This is a genomic window from Pseudosulfitobacter pseudonitzschiae, assembly GCF_900129395.1.
Classification (GTDB): Bacteria; Pseudomonadota; Alphaproteobacteria; order Rhodobacterales; family Rhodobacteraceae; genus Pseudosulfitobacter; species Pseudosulfitobacter pseudonitzschiae.
Genome location: NZ_FQVP01000005.1, coordinates 163095 through 182958, shown reverse-complemented (window position 1 = coordinate 182958; position 19864 = coordinate 163095). Strand labels below are relative to the sequence as shown.

The 19864-nt window shown below is 61.8% G+C and carries 18 protein-coding genes; 5 read left to right on the top strand and 13 right to left on the bottom strand.

Going from position 1 to position 19864, the window contains the following annotated elements; translation table 11 throughout:
- The 10 genes from BUC08_RS15430 to BUC08_RS15385 form a co-directional block, all read right to left on the bottom strand.
- On the bottom strand, positions 1 to 918 hold the full coding sequence (locus BUC08_RS15430; protein ID WP_037925890.1) for a branched-chain amino acid ABC transporter permease: 918 nt from the start codon (positions 916 to 918) through the stop codon (positions 1 to 3).
- 98 nt (positions 919 to 1016) lie between these two features.
- The gene (locus tag BUC08_RS15425; RefSeq protein ID WP_037925893.1) at positions 1017 to 2159 is read right to left on the bottom strand and encodes an ABC transporter substrate-binding protein; all 1143 of its coding nucleotides are present in this window, start codon (positions 2157 to 2159) and stop codon (positions 1017 to 1019) included.
- Between the two features lie 70 nt (positions 2160 to 2229).
- Positions 2230 to 3414: a kynureninase gene (kynU, locus tag BUC08_RS15420; protein WP_037925896.1), complete on the bottom strand. Its 1185-nt coding sequence runs from the start codon at positions 3412 to 3414 to the stop codon at positions 2230 to 2232.
- Positions 3414 to 4229 carry a tryptophan 2,3-dioxygenase gene (locus tag BUC08_RS15415; protein WP_037925899.1) on the bottom strand — a complete coding sequence of 272 codons (816 nt, stop codon included), beginning with the start codon at positions 4227 to 4229 and terminating at the stop codon, positions 3414 to 3416. The genes kynU and BUC08_RS15415 overlap by 1 nt, the downstream gene beginning before the upstream one ends.
- Positions 4226 to 5845 (bottom strand): AMP-binding protein, encoded by a 1620-nt coding sequence (locus BUC08_RS15410; protein ID WP_037925901.1) that lies wholly within the window; start codon positions 5843 to 5845, stop codon positions 4226 to 4228. The genes BUC08_RS15415 and BUC08_RS15410 overlap by 4 nt, the downstream gene beginning before the upstream one ends.
- Positions 5845 to 6990, bottom strand: a complete 1146-nt coding sequence (locus BUC08_RS15405) for an acyl-CoA dehydrogenase family protein (RefSeq protein WP_037925904.1) — start codon at positions 6988 to 6990, stop codon at positions 5845 to 5847. The genes BUC08_RS15410 and BUC08_RS15405 overlap by 1 nt, the downstream gene beginning before the upstream one ends.
- A 54-nt stretch (positions 6991 to 7044) precedes the next feature.
- On the bottom strand, positions 7045 to 7845 hold the full coding sequence (locus BUC08_RS15400; protein ID WP_037925907.1) for an enoyl-CoA hydratase family protein: 801 nt from the start codon (positions 7843 to 7845) through the stop codon (positions 7045 to 7047).
- Positions 7835 to 8293, bottom strand: a complete 459-nt coding sequence (locus BUC08_RS15395) for a MarR family winged helix-turn-helix transcriptional regulator (protein ID WP_037925909.1) — start codon at positions 8291 to 8293, stop codon at positions 7835 to 7837. Before BUC08_RS15395 ends, BUC08_RS15400 begins: the two co-directional genes overlap by 11 nt.
- Positions 8290 to 9009 (bottom strand): SDR family NAD(P)-dependent oxidoreductase, encoded by a 720-nt coding sequence (locus BUC08_RS15390; RefSeq protein WP_037925914.1) that lies wholly within the window; start codon positions 9007 to 9009, stop codon positions 8290 to 8292. Before BUC08_RS15390 ends, BUC08_RS15395 begins: the two co-directional genes overlap by 4 nt.
- Positions 9006 to 11297, bottom strand: coding sequence for a bifunctional salicylyl-CoA 5-hydroxylase/oxidoreductase (locus tag BUC08_RS15385; protein ID WP_037926347.1), 2292 nt, complete (start codon positions 11295 to 11297; stop codon positions 9006 to 9008). The genes BUC08_RS15390 and BUC08_RS15385 overlap by 4 nt, the downstream gene beginning before the upstream one ends.
- Positions 11298 to 11662: 365 nt before the next feature.
- On the opposite strand from BUC08_RS15385, the gene rsgA reads away from it, so the two are divergent.
- The gene (rsgA, locus tag BUC08_RS15380; protein WP_037925917.1) at positions 11663 to 12739 is read left to right on the top strand and encodes a ribosome small subunit-dependent GTPase A; all 1077 of its coding nucleotides are present in this window, start codon (positions 11663 to 11665) and stop codon (positions 12737 to 12739) included.
- 173 nt (positions 12740 to 12912) lie between these two features.
- Here rsgA and BUC08_RS15375 read toward each other — a convergent pair whose 3' ends face one another.
- From BUC08_RS15375 to BUC08_RS15365, 3 genes are read right to left on the bottom strand one after another with little or no spacing between them, the layout of a single operon-like run.
- Positions 12913 to 13356: an acyl-CoA thioesterase gene (locus BUC08_RS15375; RefSeq protein ID WP_037925920.1), complete on the bottom strand. Its 444-nt coding sequence runs from the start codon at positions 13354 to 13356 to the stop codon at positions 12913 to 12915.
- On the bottom strand, positions 13350 to 14501 hold the full coding sequence (locus BUC08_RS15370) for an iron-containing alcohol dehydrogenase (protein WP_037925925.1): 1152 nt from the start codon (positions 14499 to 14501) through the stop codon (positions 13350 to 13352). Before BUC08_RS15370 ends, BUC08_RS15375 begins: the two co-directional genes overlap by 7 nt.
- Before the next feature lie 4 nt (positions 14502 to 14505).
- Positions 14506 to 15345: a crotonase/enoyl-CoA hydratase family protein gene (locus tag BUC08_RS15365; RefSeq protein ID WP_037925927.1), complete on the bottom strand. Its 840-nt coding sequence runs from the start codon at positions 15343 to 15345 to the stop codon at positions 14506 to 14508.
- 238 nt (positions 15346 to 15583) lie between these two features.
- On the opposite strand from BUC08_RS15365, the gene BUC08_RS15360 reads away from it, so the two are divergent.
- The 4 genes from BUC08_RS15360 to BUC08_RS15345 all read left to right on the top strand — a co-directional run bounded on the left by BUC08_RS15360 (position 15584) and on the right by BUC08_RS15345 (position 19864).
- Entirely contained in the window at positions 15584 to 16612 is a 1029-nt protein-coding gene (locus BUC08_RS15360) for a LacI family DNA-binding transcriptional regulator (RefSeq protein ID WP_037925930.1), read from the top strand.
- Between the two features lie 110 nt (positions 16613 to 16722).
- The gene (locus BUC08_RS15355) at positions 16723 to 18042 is read left to right on the top strand and encodes an ABC transporter substrate-binding protein (RefSeq protein ID WP_037925933.1); all 1320 of its coding nucleotides are present in this window, start codon (positions 16723 to 16725) and stop codon (positions 18040 to 18042) included.
- A gap of 116 nt (positions 18043 to 18158) precedes the next feature.
- Positions 18159 to 19025, top strand: a complete 867-nt coding sequence (locus BUC08_RS15350; RefSeq protein ID WP_037925935.1) for a carbohydrate ABC transporter permease — start codon at positions 18159 to 18161, stop codon at positions 19023 to 19025.
- Between the two features lie 8 nt (positions 19026 to 19033).
- Entirely contained in the window at positions 19034 to 19864 is an 831-nt protein-coding gene (locus BUC08_RS15345; protein ID WP_037925938.1) for a carbohydrate ABC transporter permease, read from the top strand.

Below are 19864 nucleotides of genomic sequence, written 5' to 3'. Positions count from 1 at the left end.
TCATGCCCTCCCGTACAGGCCGGTGGGCCGGAACAGCAGAACCAGCGCCATCAGAATATAGATCGACATAGACGCCAGCGCCGACCCGATGGTCGTGGCACTGGACGGGTCCATGAACAGACCAAAAAACAGCGGCAACAACACCCCGCCCAGCGTATCGGTCAGCCCCACCAACAGCGCGCCCACAAGCGCCCCCTTGATCGAGCCGATGCCACCGATCACAATCACGACAAAGGCCAGGATCAGCACAGGTTCGCCCATGCCCACCTGCACCGATTGGATCGCGCCCACCAGTGCGCCGGCCAGACCGGCAAGAGCCGCGCCAAGGGCAAAAACGATCGTGTAAAGACGGCTGATATCGACGCCCAAGGCACCGATCATCTCGCGGTCGCTTTCGCCTGCGCGGATCTGGATGCCGATGCGGGTGCGCGCGATCAACTGAAACAGGCCAATGGCGATCAGCAGCCCGATGACGATGATCAGCAACCGGTAAGAGGGATAGAGTATGCCACCGGGCAAGCGCACCGGACCGGACAGCGCCGCCGGTACGTCCAGATACAGCGGGAACGACCCGAACAGCCAGCGCGTGCCTTCGGAAAAGATCAGGATCAGCGCAAAGGTCGCAAGCACCTGGTCCAGATGGTCACGGTCATAAAGCCTGCGGATCACCACCATCTCGATGATGCACCCCGCCAGCGCAGCAGCCGCCAGCGCCGCAGCCAAGGCCAGCGTGAACGAACCGGTCCAGCCCGCCACTGCCGCCGCTGCGAAGGCACCGATCATGTAAAGCGAACCATGCGCCAGATTGATCAGCCCCATGACCCCGAAAATCAGCGTCAGACCGGCCGCCATCAGGAACAGCATGATCCCCGATTGCAGCCCGTTCAGGACCTGTTCTATCAATAAGATTGGTGTCATCTACCACCCCTGCCCCGCGCGCCGCGACGACAAGCCTTTGGAATTAATCCGGTTTCAGGAAATTGGCCCCGGCGGCTCACCCGCCAGGGCCACGTGACTTACATCTTGCAATCAGCGCCGTAGACGTCCGTATGATCGGTCGCGGCCACGCCAACGATCTGGTTGGTGACGACATCACCTTCCTTGACGACTTCACGCATATAGATGTCCTGGATCGGATGATGGTTCGCCGCGAACGAGAACTTGCCACGCACCGACTGGAAATCCGCCTCTTCCAACGCGGCCTGGAACGCGGCTGCGTCTTTTACATCCGCCTTGGCCATGGCCGAGATCAGCAACAGCGCAGTGTCATACCCCTGGGCTGCGTAAAGCGAGGGCAGACGGCCGTATTCATCCTGAAATGCCTTCACGAAATCGGCGTTGCCGGGGACGTCCAGATCCTTGGACCAATGCGCGGTGTTCTTGACGCCCAGGGCTGCATCGCCAATCGCGCCAAGGATACCTTGGTCAAAGCTGAAAGCGGGCCCCATCACGTTCTTCTCAACACCCGATCCGGCCCACTGCTTCATGAACGAAATGCCCATGCCACCCGGCAGGAAGAAATAGACCGTGTCGGCATCCGACGCACGGATCTGCGCAATCTCGGCGGCATAGTCGGTCTGGCCCAGCTTGGTATAAACTTCGCCCACGACTTCGCCTTCGAAAGTGCGCTTGAAGCCGGTCATGCCGTCGATGCCCGCCGGATAGTTGGGCGCCATCAGGAACACCTTGCCGATGCCGTTTTCATTGGCCCAAAGCCCGCCCGCCTCGTAAAAGGCGTCGTTCTGCCATGCGACGTTGAAATACAACGGGCTGCATCCCTTGCCTGCCAGAGCCGAAGGACCGGCGTTGGGCGACAGGTAGAATTTACCCTGTGCCGTGACACTGGGCACGACGGCCATGGCCAGGTTCGACCAGATGATGCCGGTCAGCACGTCGACCTTTTCGGACTGGATCATCTTGTCGGCAAGCTGCACCGCGATGTCCGGCTTTTGCTGGTCATCCTCGACGACGATGTCCAGCATCTCATTGCCCTTGGCCGCCAGCAAAAAGCCGTCACGCACGTCAATGCCCAGACCTGCGCCGCCGCCCGAAAGGGTGGTGATCATGCCGACCTTGACCTTGCCGCCGTGCCCGTCGGCCAACGCCGCCGAGCCCGCCAGCGCCATGCAGGCCGCTGCTACCAGTGATTTGATCTTCATTTGGTCGTCTCCCTTGATGATGGGGTCATTGCGCCCCTCTTGTTTTCGTTTCTCAAAGGGTGGCCTGTTCTCAGGTCACCCGGCTGCGTTTGCGATATTGCGGGTCATCCCACAGTTTGTCACGCATCACAGTTTCAATATGCGCCACGGCAGCCAACACGTCCTCTTGGTCCAGATACAGCGGCGTAAAGCCAAAACGCATGGTGTCGGGCGCACGGAAATCCCCGATCACGCCCCGCGCGATCAGCGCCTGCATTGCGGCATACCCTTCCTCGAACCGGAACGAGACCTGACTGCCGCGCTGTTGCGCATCGCGCGGACTGGCGAGTGTGAGGGCGGGCACGCGGGCCTCTACCTCTTTGATGAACAGCTCTTGCAGGGCAATCGACGCCTTGCGCACCTCGGCCATGTCGACGCCGTCCCAGACTTCCATCGCAGCCTCGAGTGCGGCCAACTGGATGATCGGCGGCGTGCCGACGCGCATCCGCTCGATCCCGCCTGCGGGGCGGTAATCCTGGTCGAAATCAAAGGGGGCATCATGTCCCATCCACCCGGCCAGCGCCGGCTGGACACGCCCCGCCAGATCGGGGCGCACATAGATAAACGCGGGCGCGCCGGGGCCCCCGTTCAGGTATTTATACGTGCATCCCACTGCCATCTCGCAATTGCTGCCGGCCAGATCGACGGGCACCGCACCGGCGGAATGCGCCAGATCCCAGATCATCACCGCACCGCTGGCATGGGCAATCTCGGTGATCGCCTTCATGTCATGCTTGCGGCCCGTGCGGTAATCCACTTCGGTCAGCATCACGGCAGCGATGGTGTCGTCTATGGCACCGGCCACGTCCTCGGGAGCCACGGTTTTAAGTTCATAGCTCTGATCCAGCGTGTTGATCAGCCCCTGCACCATGTAAAGATCGGTGGGGAAGTTGCCGGTGTCGCTCAGGATCACCTTGCGGCCCGGCCGCATTTTCAGGGCCGAGGCGACCGCCTGATAGACCTTGATCGACAGCGTGTCGCCCATCACGACCGATCCTTCTGGTGCGCCGATCAAACGGCCCACTTTGTCGCCGATACGCGCAGGCTGCGCCATCCATCCGGCTTCGTTCCAACCCCGGATCAGCATCTGGCCCCACTCATCCGCAATCATGCCAGACACCCGCGCCTGCGCCGCCTTGGGCAGCGGGCCAAGCGAATTGCCGTCCAAGTACAGCACGCCCTCTGGCAGATCGAACATCTCTTTGCGCAGCACCATTACAACTCTCCTCTGACATGCCAAAGCTCGGGGAACAGCTCGACCTCGAGCATCTTGCGCAAATAGGCCACCCCCGAGGTGCCGCCCGTGCCCCGTTTGAACCCGATGATCCGTTCCACCGTGGTCACGTGGTTGAACCGCCAGCGCCGGAAGTAATCCTCAAGGTCCACCAGCTTTTCCGCCAGTTCGTATAATTCCCAATGGGTTGCAGGATCTTGATAAACCGTTTTCCACATATCCTGCACCGCAGGTTCAGCCGCCCAAGCCGTTTGCGAGGGGGCCGCATCGGGGGCTGCGACACCCAACCGTTCGGCCACCACCGCAAGCGCCACCTGATACAGGCTGGGCTGGGCCAACTCGGCCTCGAGCGCCGCATGCGCCTCGGAACGGTGTTCGTGCACCTTTTTCAATGCCACCTGGCGGTTGCCCAACAGATACTCGACCATCCGGTACTGATGCGACTGGAACCCGGACGAATTGCCCAAGGACGGACGAAAAGCAGTGTATTCGCTGGGCGTCATCGTGCGCAGCACATCCCACGCCCCGTTCAACTGCTCGAATATCCGCGCAACACGGGTCAACATCTTGAAAGCAGTCTGCAAATCACCCGACGCCACGCGTGCCCGCGCGGTCTGCAGTTCGTGAATCGCCAGCCGCATCCACAGTTCGGATGTCTGGTGCTGCACGATAAACAGCATCTCGTCATGCGCATCCGAGCGCGGATGCTGTGCCGTCAGGATCGCATCCAGCCCCAGATAGTCACCATAGGACATATCCTTGCTGAAATCGAGTTTCGCGCCGTGGTGCTCGGTCATTCTGTTTCCCTCAAGGCAAATCGTTGGATCTTCCCCGTCGCCGTTTTGGGCAACGCATCGACGAAACGGATGTCACGGGGGTATTTATAGGGGGCAATTGTCGCTTTAACATGGTCTTGTAGCGCTTTGATCAGATTGGCATCTTTTACAACACCCTTGCCAACAACCACATGCGCCTGAACGATCTGGCCGCGTGCCTCATCCGGTTTGGCCACCACCGCGCATTCCACCACATCCGGGTGGGACAACAGCGCCGCCTCGACCTCGGGTCCGGCGATGTTATAGCCTGCGCTGACGATCATATCGTCATTGCGCGCGGCGAAGTGCAGGTAACCGTCTTCGTCCATCGTGAAGCTGTCGCCGGTGATGTTCCAGCCGTTTTGCACGTATTCCGCCTGGCGCGCATCCGCCAGATAGCGGCATCCGGTTGGCCCCTGCACCGCCAGCCGCCCCACCGTACCGCGCGGCACTTCCACGCCGTCAGCGTCCACGACCCTGGCCCGATATCCCGTAACCGGCTTGCCCGTACAGGCAGGGCGATGATCGTCAAAGCGGTTCGAGATGAAGATATGCAACATCTCGGTCGCACCGATTCCGTCCAGCATCGGCTTGCCGGTTTTGGCCATCCATTCGTCATAGACCGGCGCGGGCAGCGTTTCACCCGCCGACACGGCCGCCCGAAGGCTGCTCAGGTCCGCGCCCTCATCCATCGCGCGCAGCATGGCGCGATAGGCGGTGGGCGCGGTAAAGCAGACAGTCGCGCGGTATTTTTCAATGATCTCAATCATGTTCGGCGGTGACGCCGTTTCCAGCAAAGTCGCCGCAGCACCGAACCGCAGCGGGAAAATCGCCAGCCCGCCCAGACCGAAGGTAAACGCCAAGGGTGGCGAACCGACAAAGACATCCTCGGGCACCACACCCAGAACCTCGCGCGCATAACCGTCGGCAATCATCAGCAGATCGCGGTGAAAATGCATCGTCGCCTTGGGGCTGCCGGTGGTGCCGCTGGTGAACCCTAACAGCGCCACATCGTCCCGACCGGTCTGCACCGCGTCGAACCTGACCGGTTTTTCCAAGGCCAGCCGGTCCAATTCGGCCTCGTGGTTCGAGGTGCCGTCAAATCCGGTCACGCTGGTCAAGAAATCCGAACCTTCCGCGCAGGTCATCAGCTCGTCCATCAGGCGCGTGTCACACAGCGCATGGCTGATCTGCGCCTTGTCCACAATTGCGCGCAACTCGCCCGCGCGCAGCATGGGCATGGTGTTCACCACCACCGCACCCGCCTTGGTCGCCGCCAGCCAGCAGGCCACCATCGCAGGGTTATTCGCAGATCGGATAAGCACGCGATTACCGGGCTTTACACCCAGATCCTCAACCAACACATGGGCCAACCGGTTGGTCCAATCCGACATCTCTTTATAGGTCCGCCGCCGCCCGTTCCCGATCAATGCGGTGTGGTCGCCAAATCCTTTCGCCACCATCTCGTCGGTCAGGGCGACACCCACATTGAGAACCTCGGGATAGTCGAACCCGTCCATCGCAAATTCCGGCCACTGATCCTGTGGCGGCAGGTTGTCGCGCGAAAACGTATCCAGATGTGCTGTCGGTCCCAACATCATTTTTCTCCTGCAAAATTCGCCAAGGTCTGCCGTGCGATCACAACCTTTTGCACATCCGACGCCCCCTCGTAGATGCGCAAGGCGCGGATCTCGCGGTACAGGCTTTCCACCATGTGACCGCTGCGGACCCCGTCGCCGCCGTGCAGTTGCACCGCCGCATCAATCACCTTCTGCGCCTGATCGGTGGCAAACAGCTTGGCCATGGCAGCCTCGCGCGTCACCCGTGGTGCGCCTGAATCCTTGGTCCAGGCCGCCCGGTAGATCAGCAAGGCCGAGGCATCGACATCCAGCGCCATTTCGGCAATGTGCCCCTGAACCAATTGCAATTCTGCCAGCGCCGCACCCTGCACTTGCCGGGTTGTGACCCGCTCCAATGCCTCGTCCAGCGCGCGCCGGGCAAAACCCAAAGCCGCCGCCGCCACGGTCGAGCGGAAAACATCCAGAACCGACATCGCGATGCCAAATCCCTTGCCCCGCTCGCCCAAAAGGGCCGATGCAGGCACGCGACAATCCTTGAACGTCAGCGTCGCCAGTGGGTGCGGGGCGATCACCTGCAACCGCTCGGTGATCTCCAGACCGGGCGTATCCGCAGGCACGACAAAGGCCGACAGCCCCCGCGCGCCGGGCGCGTCCTCGGACCGGGCAAAGACGGTATAAACATCGGCAATGCCGCCATTGCTGATCCAGGTCTTTTGCCCGTTCAGCACAAATTCGTCGCCGTCCAGCACCGCTGACATTGTGGAATTCGCCACGTCAGACCCCGATTGCGGCTCTGTCAGGGCAAAGGCGGAAATCGCCTGCCCCGTCCGCGTCAGCGGCAACCAGACCTCTTTCTGTGCTTCGGTCCCGAACAACGAAATCGCTCCCGTCCCCAGCCCCTGCATCGCGAAGGCAAAGTCGGCCAGCCCGTCATGCCGCGCCAGTGTTTCGCGGATCAGGCACAGCGTGCGCACATCCAAATCGCCGCCTGTGTGTTGCAACCATCCCGCATCCCCCAGCGCCGCCACCAACGCGTGGCACGCACCGTCAACGTCGGCGTGATCCACCGGCAGGTGCGCCGCACACCACGCATCCAGATCATCGGCCAACGCCTTGTGACGGGCGTCGAAAAACGGCCAGTTCAGGAACGTACGGTCAGACATGGTCACAAGCCCTTCTTCTCTGGTTCATAAAATCACCGCCGGAGGTGCCCATCCTCAATCTCCCTCGAAAACGGGGCGTTCCTTGGCGACAAAAGCGCGGTAGGCGCGTTCGAAATCCGTCGTCTGCATGCAAATCGCCTGTGCCTGCGCTTCGGCCTCGATCGCCTGATCCAGCGACATCGACCATTCCTGCGCCAGCATGGTCTTGGTCATCATATGGGCAAAGTTCGGACCCGCCGCGATTTGCACCGCCAACGCGCGCGCCTCTGCCTCCAGCGCATCAGCATCGACGAGGCGGTTGAAAAATCCCCATTTTTCACCTTCCTCTGCGCTCATCGAGCGGCCCGTATACAGCAGCTCCGCCGCCCGACCCTGACCGATAATACGGGGCAGCATCGCGCAAGCGCCCATGTCACAGCCCGCGAGTCCCACGCGGGTGAACAGAAACGCGGTCTTGGCCTCGGGCGTGCCGATCCGCAGATCCGACGCCATGGCAATGATCGCCCCCGCACCCACACAGATGCCGTCAATGGCGGCAATCACCGGCTTGCCGCACCCCAGAATGGCCTTGACCAGATCACCGGTCATACGTGTGAACCGCAGCAGTTCCTTCATGTTCATGTTGGTCAAAGGACCAATGATATCATGCACATCCCCTCCAGAGCTGAAGTTACCCCCATTCGAGGCAAAGACCACCGCGTGCACGTCATCCGCATAATGCAGATCGCGGAACCAATCGCGCAGCTCGGCGTAGCTGTCGAAGGTCAGCGGGTTCTTCCGCTCGGGTCGGCTGAGCCGCACCGTGGCGATGCCCTCGGCGATCTCGCATTCGAAATGGGTTACGTCAGAGCGCATTGGTCATCTCCTCTTGGTCTTGTGTTTCGGCCAGACGCAGCAGGCGCGCGGCCAGTGTCCGGGCCTCCTCTGCGGTGAAGTCGCCAAGCATGTCATTGATCCAGCCTTCATGTGCCTCGGCCTGGCGGGAGAACTCGGCCTGTCCGTCAGCAGTCAGGCGCACCACCATCGCGCGGCGGTCGCCCGGCACCGGAATGCGTTCGGCCAGCCCTTCGGCGGTCAGCCGGTCCACGATGCCGGTGACATTGCCGTTCGAGACACGCAGCACGCCGGACAGGGCGCTCATCTTCAACCCCTCGGGGTGGCGTGACAGGGCTGCCATCATGTCAAAGCGCGGCAAGGTCGTTTCAAACTCGCGGCGCAGCGCCTCGCGCAGACGCGCCTCAATGCCGCGTGTGACCTTCAGCAGGCGCAACCACAGGCGCAGGCGATCCTTTGCGTTGGTCATATCTCGCCGCCCGAGACGGACAACGTGTGACCATTCACCATCGACGCGCCTTCAGAAGCCAGGAAGGTCACAGCCGCGACGACTTCCTCCACGGTGATCATCCGGCGCATCGGGTTTCCCGACGTGATGCGCGCCGTGGCTTCGTCCAGGCTGATGTTGAACCGCGCGGCAACGCCTTCTGCCGCCGCCTGCCCCATGGGCGTATCCACGAAGCCGGGGCAGACCGCGTTACAGGTGATGCCGTCACGTGCAACCTCGGTCGCCAGCGCACGCACCAGCCCGACCACACCATGTTTCGCTGACACGTAGGCCGAGATGTTCGGCCCCCCCTGCAGCCCTGCGGTCGAGGCGATGGCAATCAGCCGCCCGCCGCGCGTCATCGTTTGCAGTGCCGCGCGGAAGGTCAGGAAAGTGCCCGTCAGGTTGACATCCACCGTGCCCTTGAACACATCCAGCGGCATATCGCGCAGTTTCATCGACTTGCCCGCGCCCGCGTTGGCGATCACCACGTCGTAGGGTTTGGAAAACAGCGCATTGACCGATGCCTCGTCCGTCACATCGCAGGTCAGGCAGGTCATGCCGCGCCCGCCGTCGGTCTCTTGCAGCGCATCCATCCGGCGGCCCGCGACGGTCACCGCGTCGCCTGCATCGGCCATCGCCTGCGCAATCCCGCGCCCGATGCCCGAACCGCCCCCCGTGATCAAAACCTGTCTCATACCCGTTCCTCTGTCTCTGCAGCGCGGTCGGCCAGCCGCCAAAGCTGATCCCGTCCCGGGCCATATGGTCGCGGCCAGGCGGCCTGTCTGTCACCGATCCGCGCAGCTTCGCGCAGGGTCCAGTAGGGATCGGCCAGATGCGGCCGTGCAAGGCAGACCAGATCGGCGCGCCCCGCCATTAGGATCGAATTGACGTGATCGGCCTCGTAGATGTTGCCGACGGCCATGGTTGCGACGCCTGCATCGTTGCGGATGCGGTCGGACATGGGGGTCTGGAACATGCGACCATAGACGGGGCGGGCTTCGGTGCTGGTCTGGCCTGCGCTTACGTCGATGATGTCAGCACCTGCGGCGGTAAAGGCACGGGCGATGTCGACGGCCTCTTCGGGGGTCACGCCCATGTCATGCCAGTCGGTCGACGAAATCCGCACCGCCATCGGCTTGGCTGCAGGCCACACGGCACGCATGGCCTCAAAGACTTCCAACGGATAGCGCAGACGATTTTCAAGCGACCCGCCGTATTCATCGTCGCGCACATTCGACAACGGCGAGATGAAGGACGAGATCAGATAGCCGTGTGCCGCATGCAGTTCGATCATGTCAAAGCCTGCACGCTCGGCCATTTCCGCCGCCGCTACAAACTGGTCCCGAACGGTATCCATATCATCGCGCGACATTGCGCGCGGCATGGCATTGCGGTCGGACCATGGCAGAGCGCTGGCCGAGATCAGCGGCCAGTTGCCCGCAGGCAGCGGCGCGTCCATCGTTTCCCAACCCACTTGCGTCGATCCCTTTCGGCCCGCGTGGCCGATCTGGCAACAGATTGCGGCGTCGGTTTCGCTGTGGACGAAATCCACCAGCCGCTTCCATGCTGTCTCGTGTTCAGGCGCATAGAGGCCCGGGCAACCCGGCGTGATCCGGCCATCCGCCGACACGCAAGTCATCTCGGTATAGACCAGCCCCGCGCCGCCCTTGGCCCGCTCGCCATAATGGATCAGGTGCCAGTCGGTCGGGCAGCCGTCCACCGCCTTGTACTGCGCCATGGGAGAGACAACGATACGGTTGGCCAGCGTCAGTTCCCGCAGGCGGAACGGCGCAAACATGGGCGCCCGGGGCGCGTTGGTTGGCGCGGCACCGGCCTGCGCCATGAACCACCCTTCCGCATCGGCCAGCCATTTCGGGTCGCGTTCACGCAGGTTCTCGTGGCTGATCCGCTGCGACCGCGTCAGCATCGAATAGTTCAGCTGCACCGGGTCCATGTCCAGATAACGTTCCACATCCTCGAACCATTCCAGCGAGTTGCGGGCCGCCGATTGCAGGCGCAGCACTTCCAGACGGCGGGCGGCCTCGTAATCGACGAATGCCTTTCCAAGGTCCGGCTCGTTCACCACCGCCTCGGCCAGCTTGGCCGCCGATTCCAGCGCCAGTTTGGTCCCCGATCCGATCGAGAAATGCGCCGTGGCCGAGGCATCGCCCAGCAGCACGACATTCTCGTGATGCCAGGTTTCGCACAGCACACGGGGAAACTTGATCCAGGCCGAGCCGCGCACGTGATTGGCATTGGACATCAGCGCATGGCCATCCAGATGCGCCGCAAAGATGCGCTCGCAGGTGGCAATGCTTTCCTCTTTGCTCATGTGCTCAAAGCCGAAAGCGTCATAGGTCGCCTGCGAACATTCAACGATGAAGGTCGCCGTGTCAGGGTCGAACTGATAGGCGTGCGCCCAGACCCAGCCGTGTTCGGTCTGCTCGAAGATAAAGGTAAAGGCGTCGTCGAATTTCTGATGCGTGCCAAGCCAGACAAAGGGGCAGCGACGCACGTCGATGTCGGGTTTGAACGTGTCCTGAAATTCCAGCCGTGTCTTGGAATTCAGCCCGTCACAGGCCACCACCAGATCGTAGTCGTCCATATAATCGCTGGCGCTGCCGACTTCGGTTTCGAATTGCAGTTCGACCCCCAGATCGCGGGCGCGCTCCTGCAAAAGGCTGAGCAGCGTCTTGCGTCCGATTCCGCAGAACCCGTGGCCGGTGCTGACGATCCGCTGGCCCTTGTGGTGCAGCGCGATGTCATCCCAATAGGCGAAATGCTGGCGGATGGTTTCAGCGCTGACGGGATCGTTCGCGGCCAGGTTGCCCAATGTCTCGTCCGACAGAACCACACCCCAACCAAAGGTGTCATCTGCCTTGTTCCGTTCGATCACGGTCACTTGCGCCTGCGGATCGCGCAGCTTTAGCGAGATTGCGAAATAGAGACCAGCAGGACCGCCCCCCAGACATACAGCACGCATAATCATCTCCCTCATCCAAGCAAGATCGAGGCTAGGAGCGATTCCTTTTTATTTCAAGCAAAAATATTTTAAACCTAAAATATATTATCATTGTCAGCTGCCAATTGCTCAAACTGTGTGCACGCACTGTTGTCGGGACATTGAAAAACCTTGCCGATCTCCAACCGGCGGCCTATCAAACTGAAACACTCATGGAGAGGGTATGACCTGTTAAAGTGGGGAGGCATCGCGTCCTCCCGATGCAGAACCGCACAGCACGCACGCCCGCACGACAGGTTGTCGGGCGCTGCCTTTCTGCAATCTCGTCACACGACATTTTGTCAGTGTGGGCCATGCCCCGCCTCTGAACATGAGAGTTCATTCCGATGACACGAGACTATTCCAAGTTCCTGACCCCCGCAGGATCGTCCCCCCTGCCCAAACGCGCACCGTCGCCTTTGCAGATGCTGGGGTGGAAACCGTTCTTCAGCCAACAAACCGACGTCGACACCCTTGCCACCACCCCCCCTGTGCGGGTGACCGAAGTGCACCGGTCAGGCCTGCGCGTGCTGGGCGACGGTATTGACACCACCATCCCGCCCGGACCAGAAGCAACAGTGGGCGACTGGTTCCTGCTCGACCAGACCAACCCCGCCAACAGCATCCTGCTGGACCGCATCAGCCTGTTCGAGCGCCGCGCGGCGGGCCACGACCGCAAACGCCAGATGATCGCGGCCAATGTGGACACGGTGTTTATCGTCACTTCGTGCAACCGCGATTTCAATGTGGCACGGCTGGAACGGTTCGTGGCGCTGGCCTTCGAGGCTCAGGTGACGCCGGTGATTCTGCTGACCAAGGCGGACCTATGCGACGACACCGCCCCCTATTTGGACGATGCACGGGCGATTTCAAACCGCGTGGTGGTCGAGGCGCTGAACGCCAAGAGCTCCGAGCCTGCGGACAAGCTCGCAAGCTGGTGCACGCCGGGGCAGACGGTTGCCTTTCTGGGGTCATCCGGCGTGGGCAAATCCACACTGGTCAACGCGCTGTTCCAACGCAGTGTCGCTGACACCGGTGCCGTCCGCGAGGACGACAATCGCGGGCGCCACACGACGACGCATCGCCAGTTGCACTTTACACCGGACGGCTGCGCGGTGCTGGACACGCCGGGGATGCGCGAGCTGCAACTGACCGACGTCGAGGACGGGATTGCCGAGGTCTTTGACGATCTGGTGACACTGGCGGGCCGGTGCCGGTTCAACGACTGCGCCCACGAGACCGAACCCGGCTGTGCCGTGCGAAAGGCGCTGGAGGCAGGCGAAATCGACGCTGACCGTCTGGCGCGCTGGCGCAAACTGGCGGCAGAGGAGCGGTTCAACACCGCGACGCTGGCCCAGCGCAAGGCGCACGAGAAGTCGTTTCACAAGAAGATCAAGACGGTGCAGCAGAAGAAAAAACGCTGAGGCTTTGCACCGATGGTGGTTGGCACCTGATTTTAATCTCTGACATGACGGGCCACCCTACGGCACGGCGATTTGATTGCAGTTGCGCCTGACTGATCGGTGGAATGTGTCCGGCAGTCAGAAAAGTCCAAAACACCGGACCTGCGCGCAGGCGGATCATCCCGGTCAGCCCCTCACGCCGCCTTCATCAACGCCTCAAGCACTGCCCGTGCCTCATCCGCAATCGGCAACGGCCTGCGTGTCACGCGGTCGACGTTTACATGCACAAACCGCCCTTCGGCGGCGGCGGTGTCGTCGTCGTTGCGAAATAGCCCGATCTCGTAGTGCACCGACGATCCGCCCAAACGGGCGACGCGGATGCCTGCGTGGATCACATCGGGAAAGGCCAGCTCGCCGTGATAGACACAGCCGGTTTCCACCACCAGAAACACCGTCGGGCTGGTCTTCAGGTCCAGCACCCCCTGTTCGATCAGGTGTCCGTTCACCGCCGTATCGAACAGCTGGTAGTGCATGGCGTTGTTCATGTGGCCGTAGGTGTCATTGTCCAGCCAACGAGTCGTGATGACGGAAAACGCGGTGTAATCGGCCCGCGTGCCAGGTGCGGGGCGGCTCACCATGCGGCCTCATAGATGGATTGGGCGTCGGTCTGGTCCAACGCGCGCGGATTGTTGACCAGCAGACGCGTCTGGTTCATCGCATCGCGCGCCAGCATTGGCAGGTCGTCCTGCCCGATGCCAACCTCGCGCAAGCCCTTTTGCAGCCCGCAGCGTGTTGACAGGTCTTGAAGCGCATCTGCAAAGGCGGACGCGGCCTCCTGACCTTGCAAGTCGGCCAGTTCCGGAAAGGTGATGCCAGCCAGTTCGGCATAGGGTGTGGGTGCCGTCATGGCATTGAACCGCAGCACATGGGGCAGCACCAGCGCGTTGGACAACCCGTGCGGCACCTTGAAATGCCCGCCGATGGGATAGGCCAGCGCATGCACCGCCGCCACCGGGCTGTTCGCGAATGCCTGCCCTGCCAGAAGCGAGCCCAGCAGCATGTCACCGCGTGCGGCCATGTCATGCGGCTCTTTCACCGCGCGTTCCAGCGCACCGCCCATCAGGCGCAACGCCTCGACCGCCAGCGCGCGGCTGACCGGGTTGTTGTTCGGCGAGGCACTTGCATAGCTTTCGATGGCGTGGACCATGGCATCGATGCCTGTGGCAGCCGTGACATGTGCCGGCAGGTCGCGGGTCAGCTCGGGGTCCAGCAGGGCAACATCGGGGATGATCAACGGGCTGACGACGCCCATTTTCTCGGACGCTCCCGTGGTCACGATGCTGATTGGCGTGACCTCCGACCCGGTGCCGGATGTCGTCGGCACCGCGATCAACGGCAGGCGCGGCCCCTTGGCCATGCCAACGCCATAGCAATCGGTCAGCGTCTCACCGGAACGGGCCAGAAGTGCCGCCAGCTTGGCCACGTCGATAGAGGACCCTCCTCCCAGACCGATCACTCCGTCCATACCTTTGGCCGCAGCAACCGCTTGCAGGATCACCGCTTCGGGTGGATCGGCTTTGACATCCGAGAACACGGTAACAGCCACGCCTGCCGCCTCAATCGCTGCAAGCGCGCGATCAACGATGCCCGTGGCCATCATGCCCGGATCGGTCACCAGCAGAACACTGCCGCCGCAGGTCGCGCGGGCCATGTCGCCCAATTGGTCCAGCAGGCCGTCGCCCATGCGGATGCTGGGTGTGGTGTTGAAGGTAAATGGTGTCATTGGCTTATCCTGCATCTGTCAGCAGGTCATCGAACAGGGCCTGCTGTTGTTTCATCCTGGCACCCATCGCGCGGGTCAGATCGTCAGGGCGCAACATGCCAGCGTTCCATGTGGCGATCTGGTCCAGCCCGTCGGCAACGGAATGGTCCCGCGCATAGGTCACTGCCTGCTTGATGCCCGCAACCGCCAGCGGCGAGCGGGCGGCGATGGTCTTCGCCATCTCCAATGCGGCGGCAATCACCGCATCGCGGTCGGCGTGTATGGCATTGACGATGCCCCAGCCCTTGGCCTCCTCCGCCGAAAACCGCCGCCCCGTGTAGGCCAGTTCGCGCACAACACCGGGGGCCATCAGCTTGGGCATACGCTGCAGCGTGCCCACGTCGGCGGCCATGCCGATGTTGATTTCCTCGATGCCGAACGCGGTGTCGGCAGTGCACAGCCGGATGTCGCAGGCGGTGATCAGGTCGATGCCCCCACCCAGACAGGCCCCATGTATCGCGGCAATCACCGGCACCCGCATCTCTTCCAGCGCAGACAGCGACGCTTGCAGCTTCAGCACCAGCTTGCGCATGGCATAGGCGGCACGCCCTGGTTCCTGCCCGGTCAGTTCCATGATGCCCTGAAAGGCGGCCAGATCCATACCGGCCGTAAAATGTTTACCGCGCCCCGAAATCACCACGCAGCGGACGGCGGGATCGGTGTCCAGCGCCGCAGCGATGCGCGGCAGGTCGTCCCAGAACGCGGGCGTCATGCTGTTGGCCTTGGCCGCATTGTCCATTTCGATATGGGCCACACCATCCGCCACCGAGACGGCGAAAAAACGCGAAGTTAAGGGATCGGTCATGCAAAGCTCCTCCTGCCAGCGGGCGCATGGTGCCTTGATCGCAGGGCAAGTGTCCAGACGGACAAGCCTCCGCCGCGGGCTGTGACGCAGCGATACGCGCCTCGAAGGCTGGTACGGATACATCCGTTCCCAGCTTGCCCTTGCCCTGCCCGCCTGTGCGCGGCTAAGTTTCGTGTAAAGAAATCTGCTTTACGCGCGGAAAATTCTCGCGTTGCGCAACCGCTCAAGGACCGATGCCATGGACGACAGCAAGATCCGCAACATGGAGCAGTTCGCCCGCGTCAGCGGCATCTCGCGTCCTACGGTATCGAAATACTTCAACGATCCGTCCAGCGTGCGCCCCAAGACCCGCGCGCGTATCGAAGAGGCGTTGGAGCAATACGACTATCGCCCTAACATCTTTGCGGTGAACCAGAACCGCCGCCTGACCAAGAACATCGGGATCGTGGTGCCCTATCTGGCCGATCCGTTCTTTGCCGAGATTGCGCGCAACATCGAACAGCGCTGTATGCAAGCCGGATTCTGGCCCACCCTGTTCAGCGCCCATGGCGACAGCGCGCTCGAGGTGGAAATTCTCGACAGCCTGCGCTCGCTCAAACCGGCGGGCGTGCTGTTGGCGCCCCTGGGCCGCGCATCGGACCGCGCCGCTGTCGAAAAGTTTTGCGACGATGTGCCCACCGTACTGTTCGACAGCAACATCGAGGGCGTGGGCGAAGCGTTTGTCGGGTCAGACAACACGCAATTCGTCAAACTCAGCGTCGAATACCTGTGCCGCACCGGCCAGCCGCCCTGTTTTTTTGAAATGCCCCCGGTGAACCCGAATGCCAACAAACGGCGCAATGGTTACATTCAGGCGATGGAGGCCAATGGCTTTGCCCCCCAGGTGATCCGCGTCGCCGGCGAAGGCTGGGGGTTCGAAGAAGTCGGCTATCGCGGCGGGCTGGATGTGATCGACCGCAAGCTGCTGACATCCGACACCGTATTGTGCAGCAACGACCGGCTGGCCATCGGCTTTCTGGCGGCCTGCTATGAACGCGGGATGCGTGTAGGCCGCGATGCGGACTGCGCGCTGCGGGTGGCGGGCCATGACGACCATCCTTTCTCGCGATTCGGGTGCCCGCCCCTGACCACGATTGCGCAGGATTACGAAAAAATATCAGAACGAAGCGTCGAGGCGCTGTTCCACCTGATCGAAGGCGGACGCAGCGCAGGCCCGCGTATCGAAACCCTTTTTGAGGGAAAACTGGTCATGCGCGCCTCGGCCTGAGGTCCGTTTGCGCCCTCAACTTATTTACGCGCGTAAAGTTTTTATTGACTCCGCGCTTAGTTCTTTGGTTCACTCCGGGTCAAGCATCCAATCACCAGGGAGGAAACCGGATGACCTTGAGAACCGCATTTTGTGCGGCGAGCGTTCTTGCGCTGGCCACCGCAACCGGCGCATTTGCCGACAGCCACACAACAACCCTTACTATTGCGACCGTGAACAACGGCGACATGGTCCGTATGCAGGGCCTGACCGACGACTTTACCGCGAAAAACCCCGACATCGCCCTTGAGTGGGTCACGCTGGAAGAGAACGTGCTGCGCCAGCGCGTGACACAGGACATCGCCACGAAGGGCGGGCAGTTCGACGTGATGACCATCGGCACCTACGAAGTGCCGATCTGGGGCGCGCAAAACTGGCTGGTGTCGTTGAACGACTTGCCTGCGGAATGGGACGCCGATGACATCCTGCCCGCCATGCGCGGCGGTCTGACCGTCGATGGCGAACTGTACGCTGCACCGTTCTATGGCGAAAGCTCGATGGTGATGTACCGCAAGGACCTGATGGAAGCCGCAGGCATGGAAATGCCCGATGCTCCCACGTGGGACGACATCCGCGCTGCAGCCGAAGCGATGACTGACAAAGATGCCGAAGTTTATGGCATCTGCCTGCGGGGCAAGGCCGGCTGGGGCGAGAACATGGCGTTCCTGAGTGCCATGGCCAACTCGTACGGCGCGCGCTGGTTCGACGAGGAGTGGAAACCGCAATTCGACACCGACGCATGGAAGGCGACGCTGACCGACTATCTGGACCTGATGAACAACTACGGCCCTCCGGGCGCGTCCACCAACGGGTTCAACGAAAATCTCTCGCTGTTCCAGCAAGGCAAATGCGGCATGTGGATCGATGCCACGGTTGCGGCGTCCTTCGTGACCAACCCCGACGATTCCACCGTTGCCGACCAGGTCGGCTTTGCACTGGCGCCCGACAAGGGTCTGGGCAAACGAGGCAACTGGCTGTGGGCGTGGTCGCTGGCGATCCCCGCAGGATCGGACAAGGTTGATGCCGCCAAGAAATTCGTCGCCTGGGCCACGAGCAAGGAATACACCGCACTGGTCGCAGCAAACGAAGGCTGGGCAAACGTCCCTCCGGGCACGCGCACATCGCTGTACGAGAACGAGGAATACACCTCGGCCGCACCTTTTGCCGAAATGACGCTGGAATCGATCAACGCGGCTGATCCGACCAACCCGACCGTGGACCCCGTCCCCTATACCGGCGTCCAGTTCGTCGCGATCCCCGAGTTTGCAGGCATCGCCACGCAAGTGGGCCAGGAATTCTCGGCCGCCCTTGCCGGTCAGCAAACCGCCGAAGAGGCGCTGGAAAAAGCGCAGGCGCTGACCACAGACGAGATGGAAGCCGCAGGCTACTGACCCGTCGAGCAAACCTTTCGGAGGGCGGCAAACCTGCCCTCCGATCCCCAACAGTTCCTCTGAACGCCCCCGTTGCGTGACCCTGTTCAAGGCACGCCATTGGCAAGGAGACCCCCATGGCCACCAAAGCTTCCCGATCCGCCGCACGTCTGATGATGGCCCCCGCCGTGATCCTGCTTTTGGGTTGGATGCTGGTGCCTCTGTGCATGACCCTTTACTTCTCGTTCAAGAAATACCTGCCCCTGCGCGGCGGTGATCTGGGCTGGGTCGGCTTTGACAACTATGTGCGCTTTTTCAGCTCATCCGCCTTCTGGCCCTCGGTCATTGCCACGCTGGTGATTGTCGGCGGTGTGCTGGCGATTACAGTTGTCTTTGGCATCCTGCTGGCGATCCTGCTGGATCAGCCGATGTGGGGACAGGGCATCGTGCGCATCCTCGTGATCGCCCCCTTCTTTGTCATGCCGACCGTGTCGGCGCTGGTGTGGAAGAACATGTTCATGGACCCCGTGAACGGCTTGTTCGCCCACCTGTGGAAATTTTTCGGCGCCGCACCGATCGAATGGCTCAGCCAGGCATCGATGACCTCGATCGTCATCATCGTCGCATGGCAATGGCTGCCCTTTGCCACGCTGATCCTGCTGACCGCGATCCAGTCGCTGGACAGTGAACAGCTTGAGGCCGCCGAAATGGATGGTGCCCCGCCCCTGTCGCGGTTCGGCTATATCACCCTGCCCCACCTGAGCCGGGCCATCACGGTCGTGGTGCTGATACAGACCATTTTCCTGCTGTCGATCTTTGCCGAAATCTTTGTGACCACCCAAGGGTCCTTCGGCACCAAGACGTTGACCTATCTGATCTACCAGCGGGTGCTGGAAAGCCAGAACGTCGGTCTGGGGTCGGCGGGCGGCATCTTTGCCGTGATCCTGGCCAACATCGTCGCCATCTTCCTGATGCGCATCGTCGGCAAAAACCTGGACGCATGAGGTAGACCATGGCACGCAACGTCACCAACCAACGCAAGCTCATCAACACCGTCCTCGCCTGGGGCATCGGCCTGCTGATCTTCTTTCCGATCCTCTGGACCATCCTGACCAGCTTCAAGTCCGAAGCCACAGCCATCGCCGATCCGCCGGTGTTCCTGTTCTTTGACTGGACGCTGGACAACTACCGCGTGGTGCAGGAACGCTCGGATTACATGCGGTTCCTGTGGAACTCGGTCATCATAGCGGGCGGCTCCACCCTGCTGGGCATCATCGTGGCGGTGCCCGCGGCGTGGTCCATGGCCTTTGTCCCCTCCGCGCGCACCAAGGACATCCTGCTGTGGATGCTGTCGACCAAGATGCTGCCTGCGGTGGGTGTGCTCTATCCGATCTACCTTATCTTCATCAAAATGGGCCTGCTGGACAGTCGCGTCGGCCTGACCGTGGTGCTGATGCTGATCAACCTGCCGATCATCATCTGGATGCTCTACACCTATTTCCGCGAAATTCCGGGCGAGATCCTGGAAGCGGCGCGGATGGATGGTGCCTCGTTGAAAGAGGAAATCCTCTATGTGCTCACACCGATGGCCGTGCCCGGCATTGCCTCGACCGTGTTGCTGAACATCATCCTGGCGTGGAACGAGGCGTTCTGGACGCTGAACCTGACCGCCGCCAAGGCCGCGCCGCTGACCGCCTTCATCGCCAGCTACTCAAGCCCTGAGGGGCTGTTTTACGCCAAGCTCTCTGCCGCCTCGACCATGGCCATCGCACCGATCCTGATACTTGGCTGGTTCAGCCAGAAACAACTGGTGCGCGGCCTGACCTTCGGCGCTGTGAAATAA

Coding starts and splice junctions, on each gene's coding strand:
- BUC08_RS15370 (WP_037925925.1), bottom strand. CDS start 14,501: ATGACACCATTTACCTTCAACACCACACCCAGCATCCGCATGGGCGAC.
- BUC08_RS15360 (WP_037925930.1), top strand. CDS start 15,584: ATGGACGACAGCAAGATCCGCAACATGGAGCAGTTCGCCCGCGTCAGC.
- BUC08_RS15350 (WP_037925935.1), top strand. CDS start 18,159: ATGGCCACCAAAGCTTCCCGATCCGCCGCACGTCTGATGATGGCCCCC.
- kynU (WP_037925896.1), bottom strand. CDS start 3,414: ATGGTGCTGCGCAAAGAGATGTTCGATCTGCCAGAGGGCGTGCTGTAC.
- rsgA (WP_037925917.1), top strand. CDS start 11,663: ATGACACGAGACTATTCCAAGTTCCTGACCCCCGCAGGATCGTCCCCC.
- BUC08_RS15425 (WP_037925893.1), bottom strand. CDS start 2,159: ATGAAGATCAAATCACTGGTAGCAGCGGCCTGCATGGCGCTGGCGGGC.
- BUC08_RS15400 (WP_037925907.1), bottom strand. CDS start 7,845: ATGCGCTCTGACGTAACCCATTTCGAATGCGAGATCGCCGAGGGCATC.
- BUC08_RS15375 (WP_037925920.1), bottom strand. CDS start 13,356: ATGGTGAGCCGCCCCGCACCTGGCACGCGGGCCGATTACACCGCGTTT.
- BUC08_RS15415 (WP_037925899.1), bottom strand. CDS start 4,229: ATGACCGAGCACCACGGCGCGAAACTCGATTTCAGCAAGGATATGTCC.
- BUC08_RS15405 (WP_037925904.1), bottom strand. CDS start 6,990: ATGTCTGACCGTACGTTCCTGAACTGGCCGTTTTTCGACGCCCGTCAC.
- BUC08_RS15355 (WP_037925933.1), top strand. CDS start 16,723: ATGACCTTGAGAACCGCATTTTGTGCGGCGAGCGTTCTTGCGCTGGCC.
- BUC08_RS15390 (WP_037925914.1), bottom strand. CDS start 9,009: ATGAGACAGGTTTTGATCACGGGGGGCGGTTCGGGCATCGGGCGCGGG.
- BUC08_RS15385 (WP_037926347.1), bottom strand. CDS start 11,297: ATGCGTGCTGTATGTCTGGGGGGCGGTCCTGCTGGTCTCTATTTCGCA.
- BUC08_RS15395 (WP_037925909.1), bottom strand. CDS start 8,293: ATGACCAACGCAAAGGATCGCCTGCGCCTGTGGTTGCGCCTGCTGAAG.
- BUC08_RS15365 (WP_037925927.1), bottom strand. CDS start 15,345: ATGACCGATCCCTTAACTTCGCGTTTTTTCGCCGTCTCGGTGGCGGAT.
- BUC08_RS15430 (WP_037925890.1), bottom strand. CDS start 918: ATGACACCAATCTTATTGATAGAACAGGTCCTGAACGGGCTGCAATCG.
- BUC08_RS15345 (WP_037925938.1), top strand. CDS start 19,034: ATGGCACGCAACGTCACCAACCAACGCAAGCTCATCAACACCGTCCTC.
- BUC08_RS15410 (WP_037925901.1), bottom strand. CDS start 5,845: ATGTTGGGACCGACAGCACATCTGGATACGTTTTCGCGCGACAACCTG.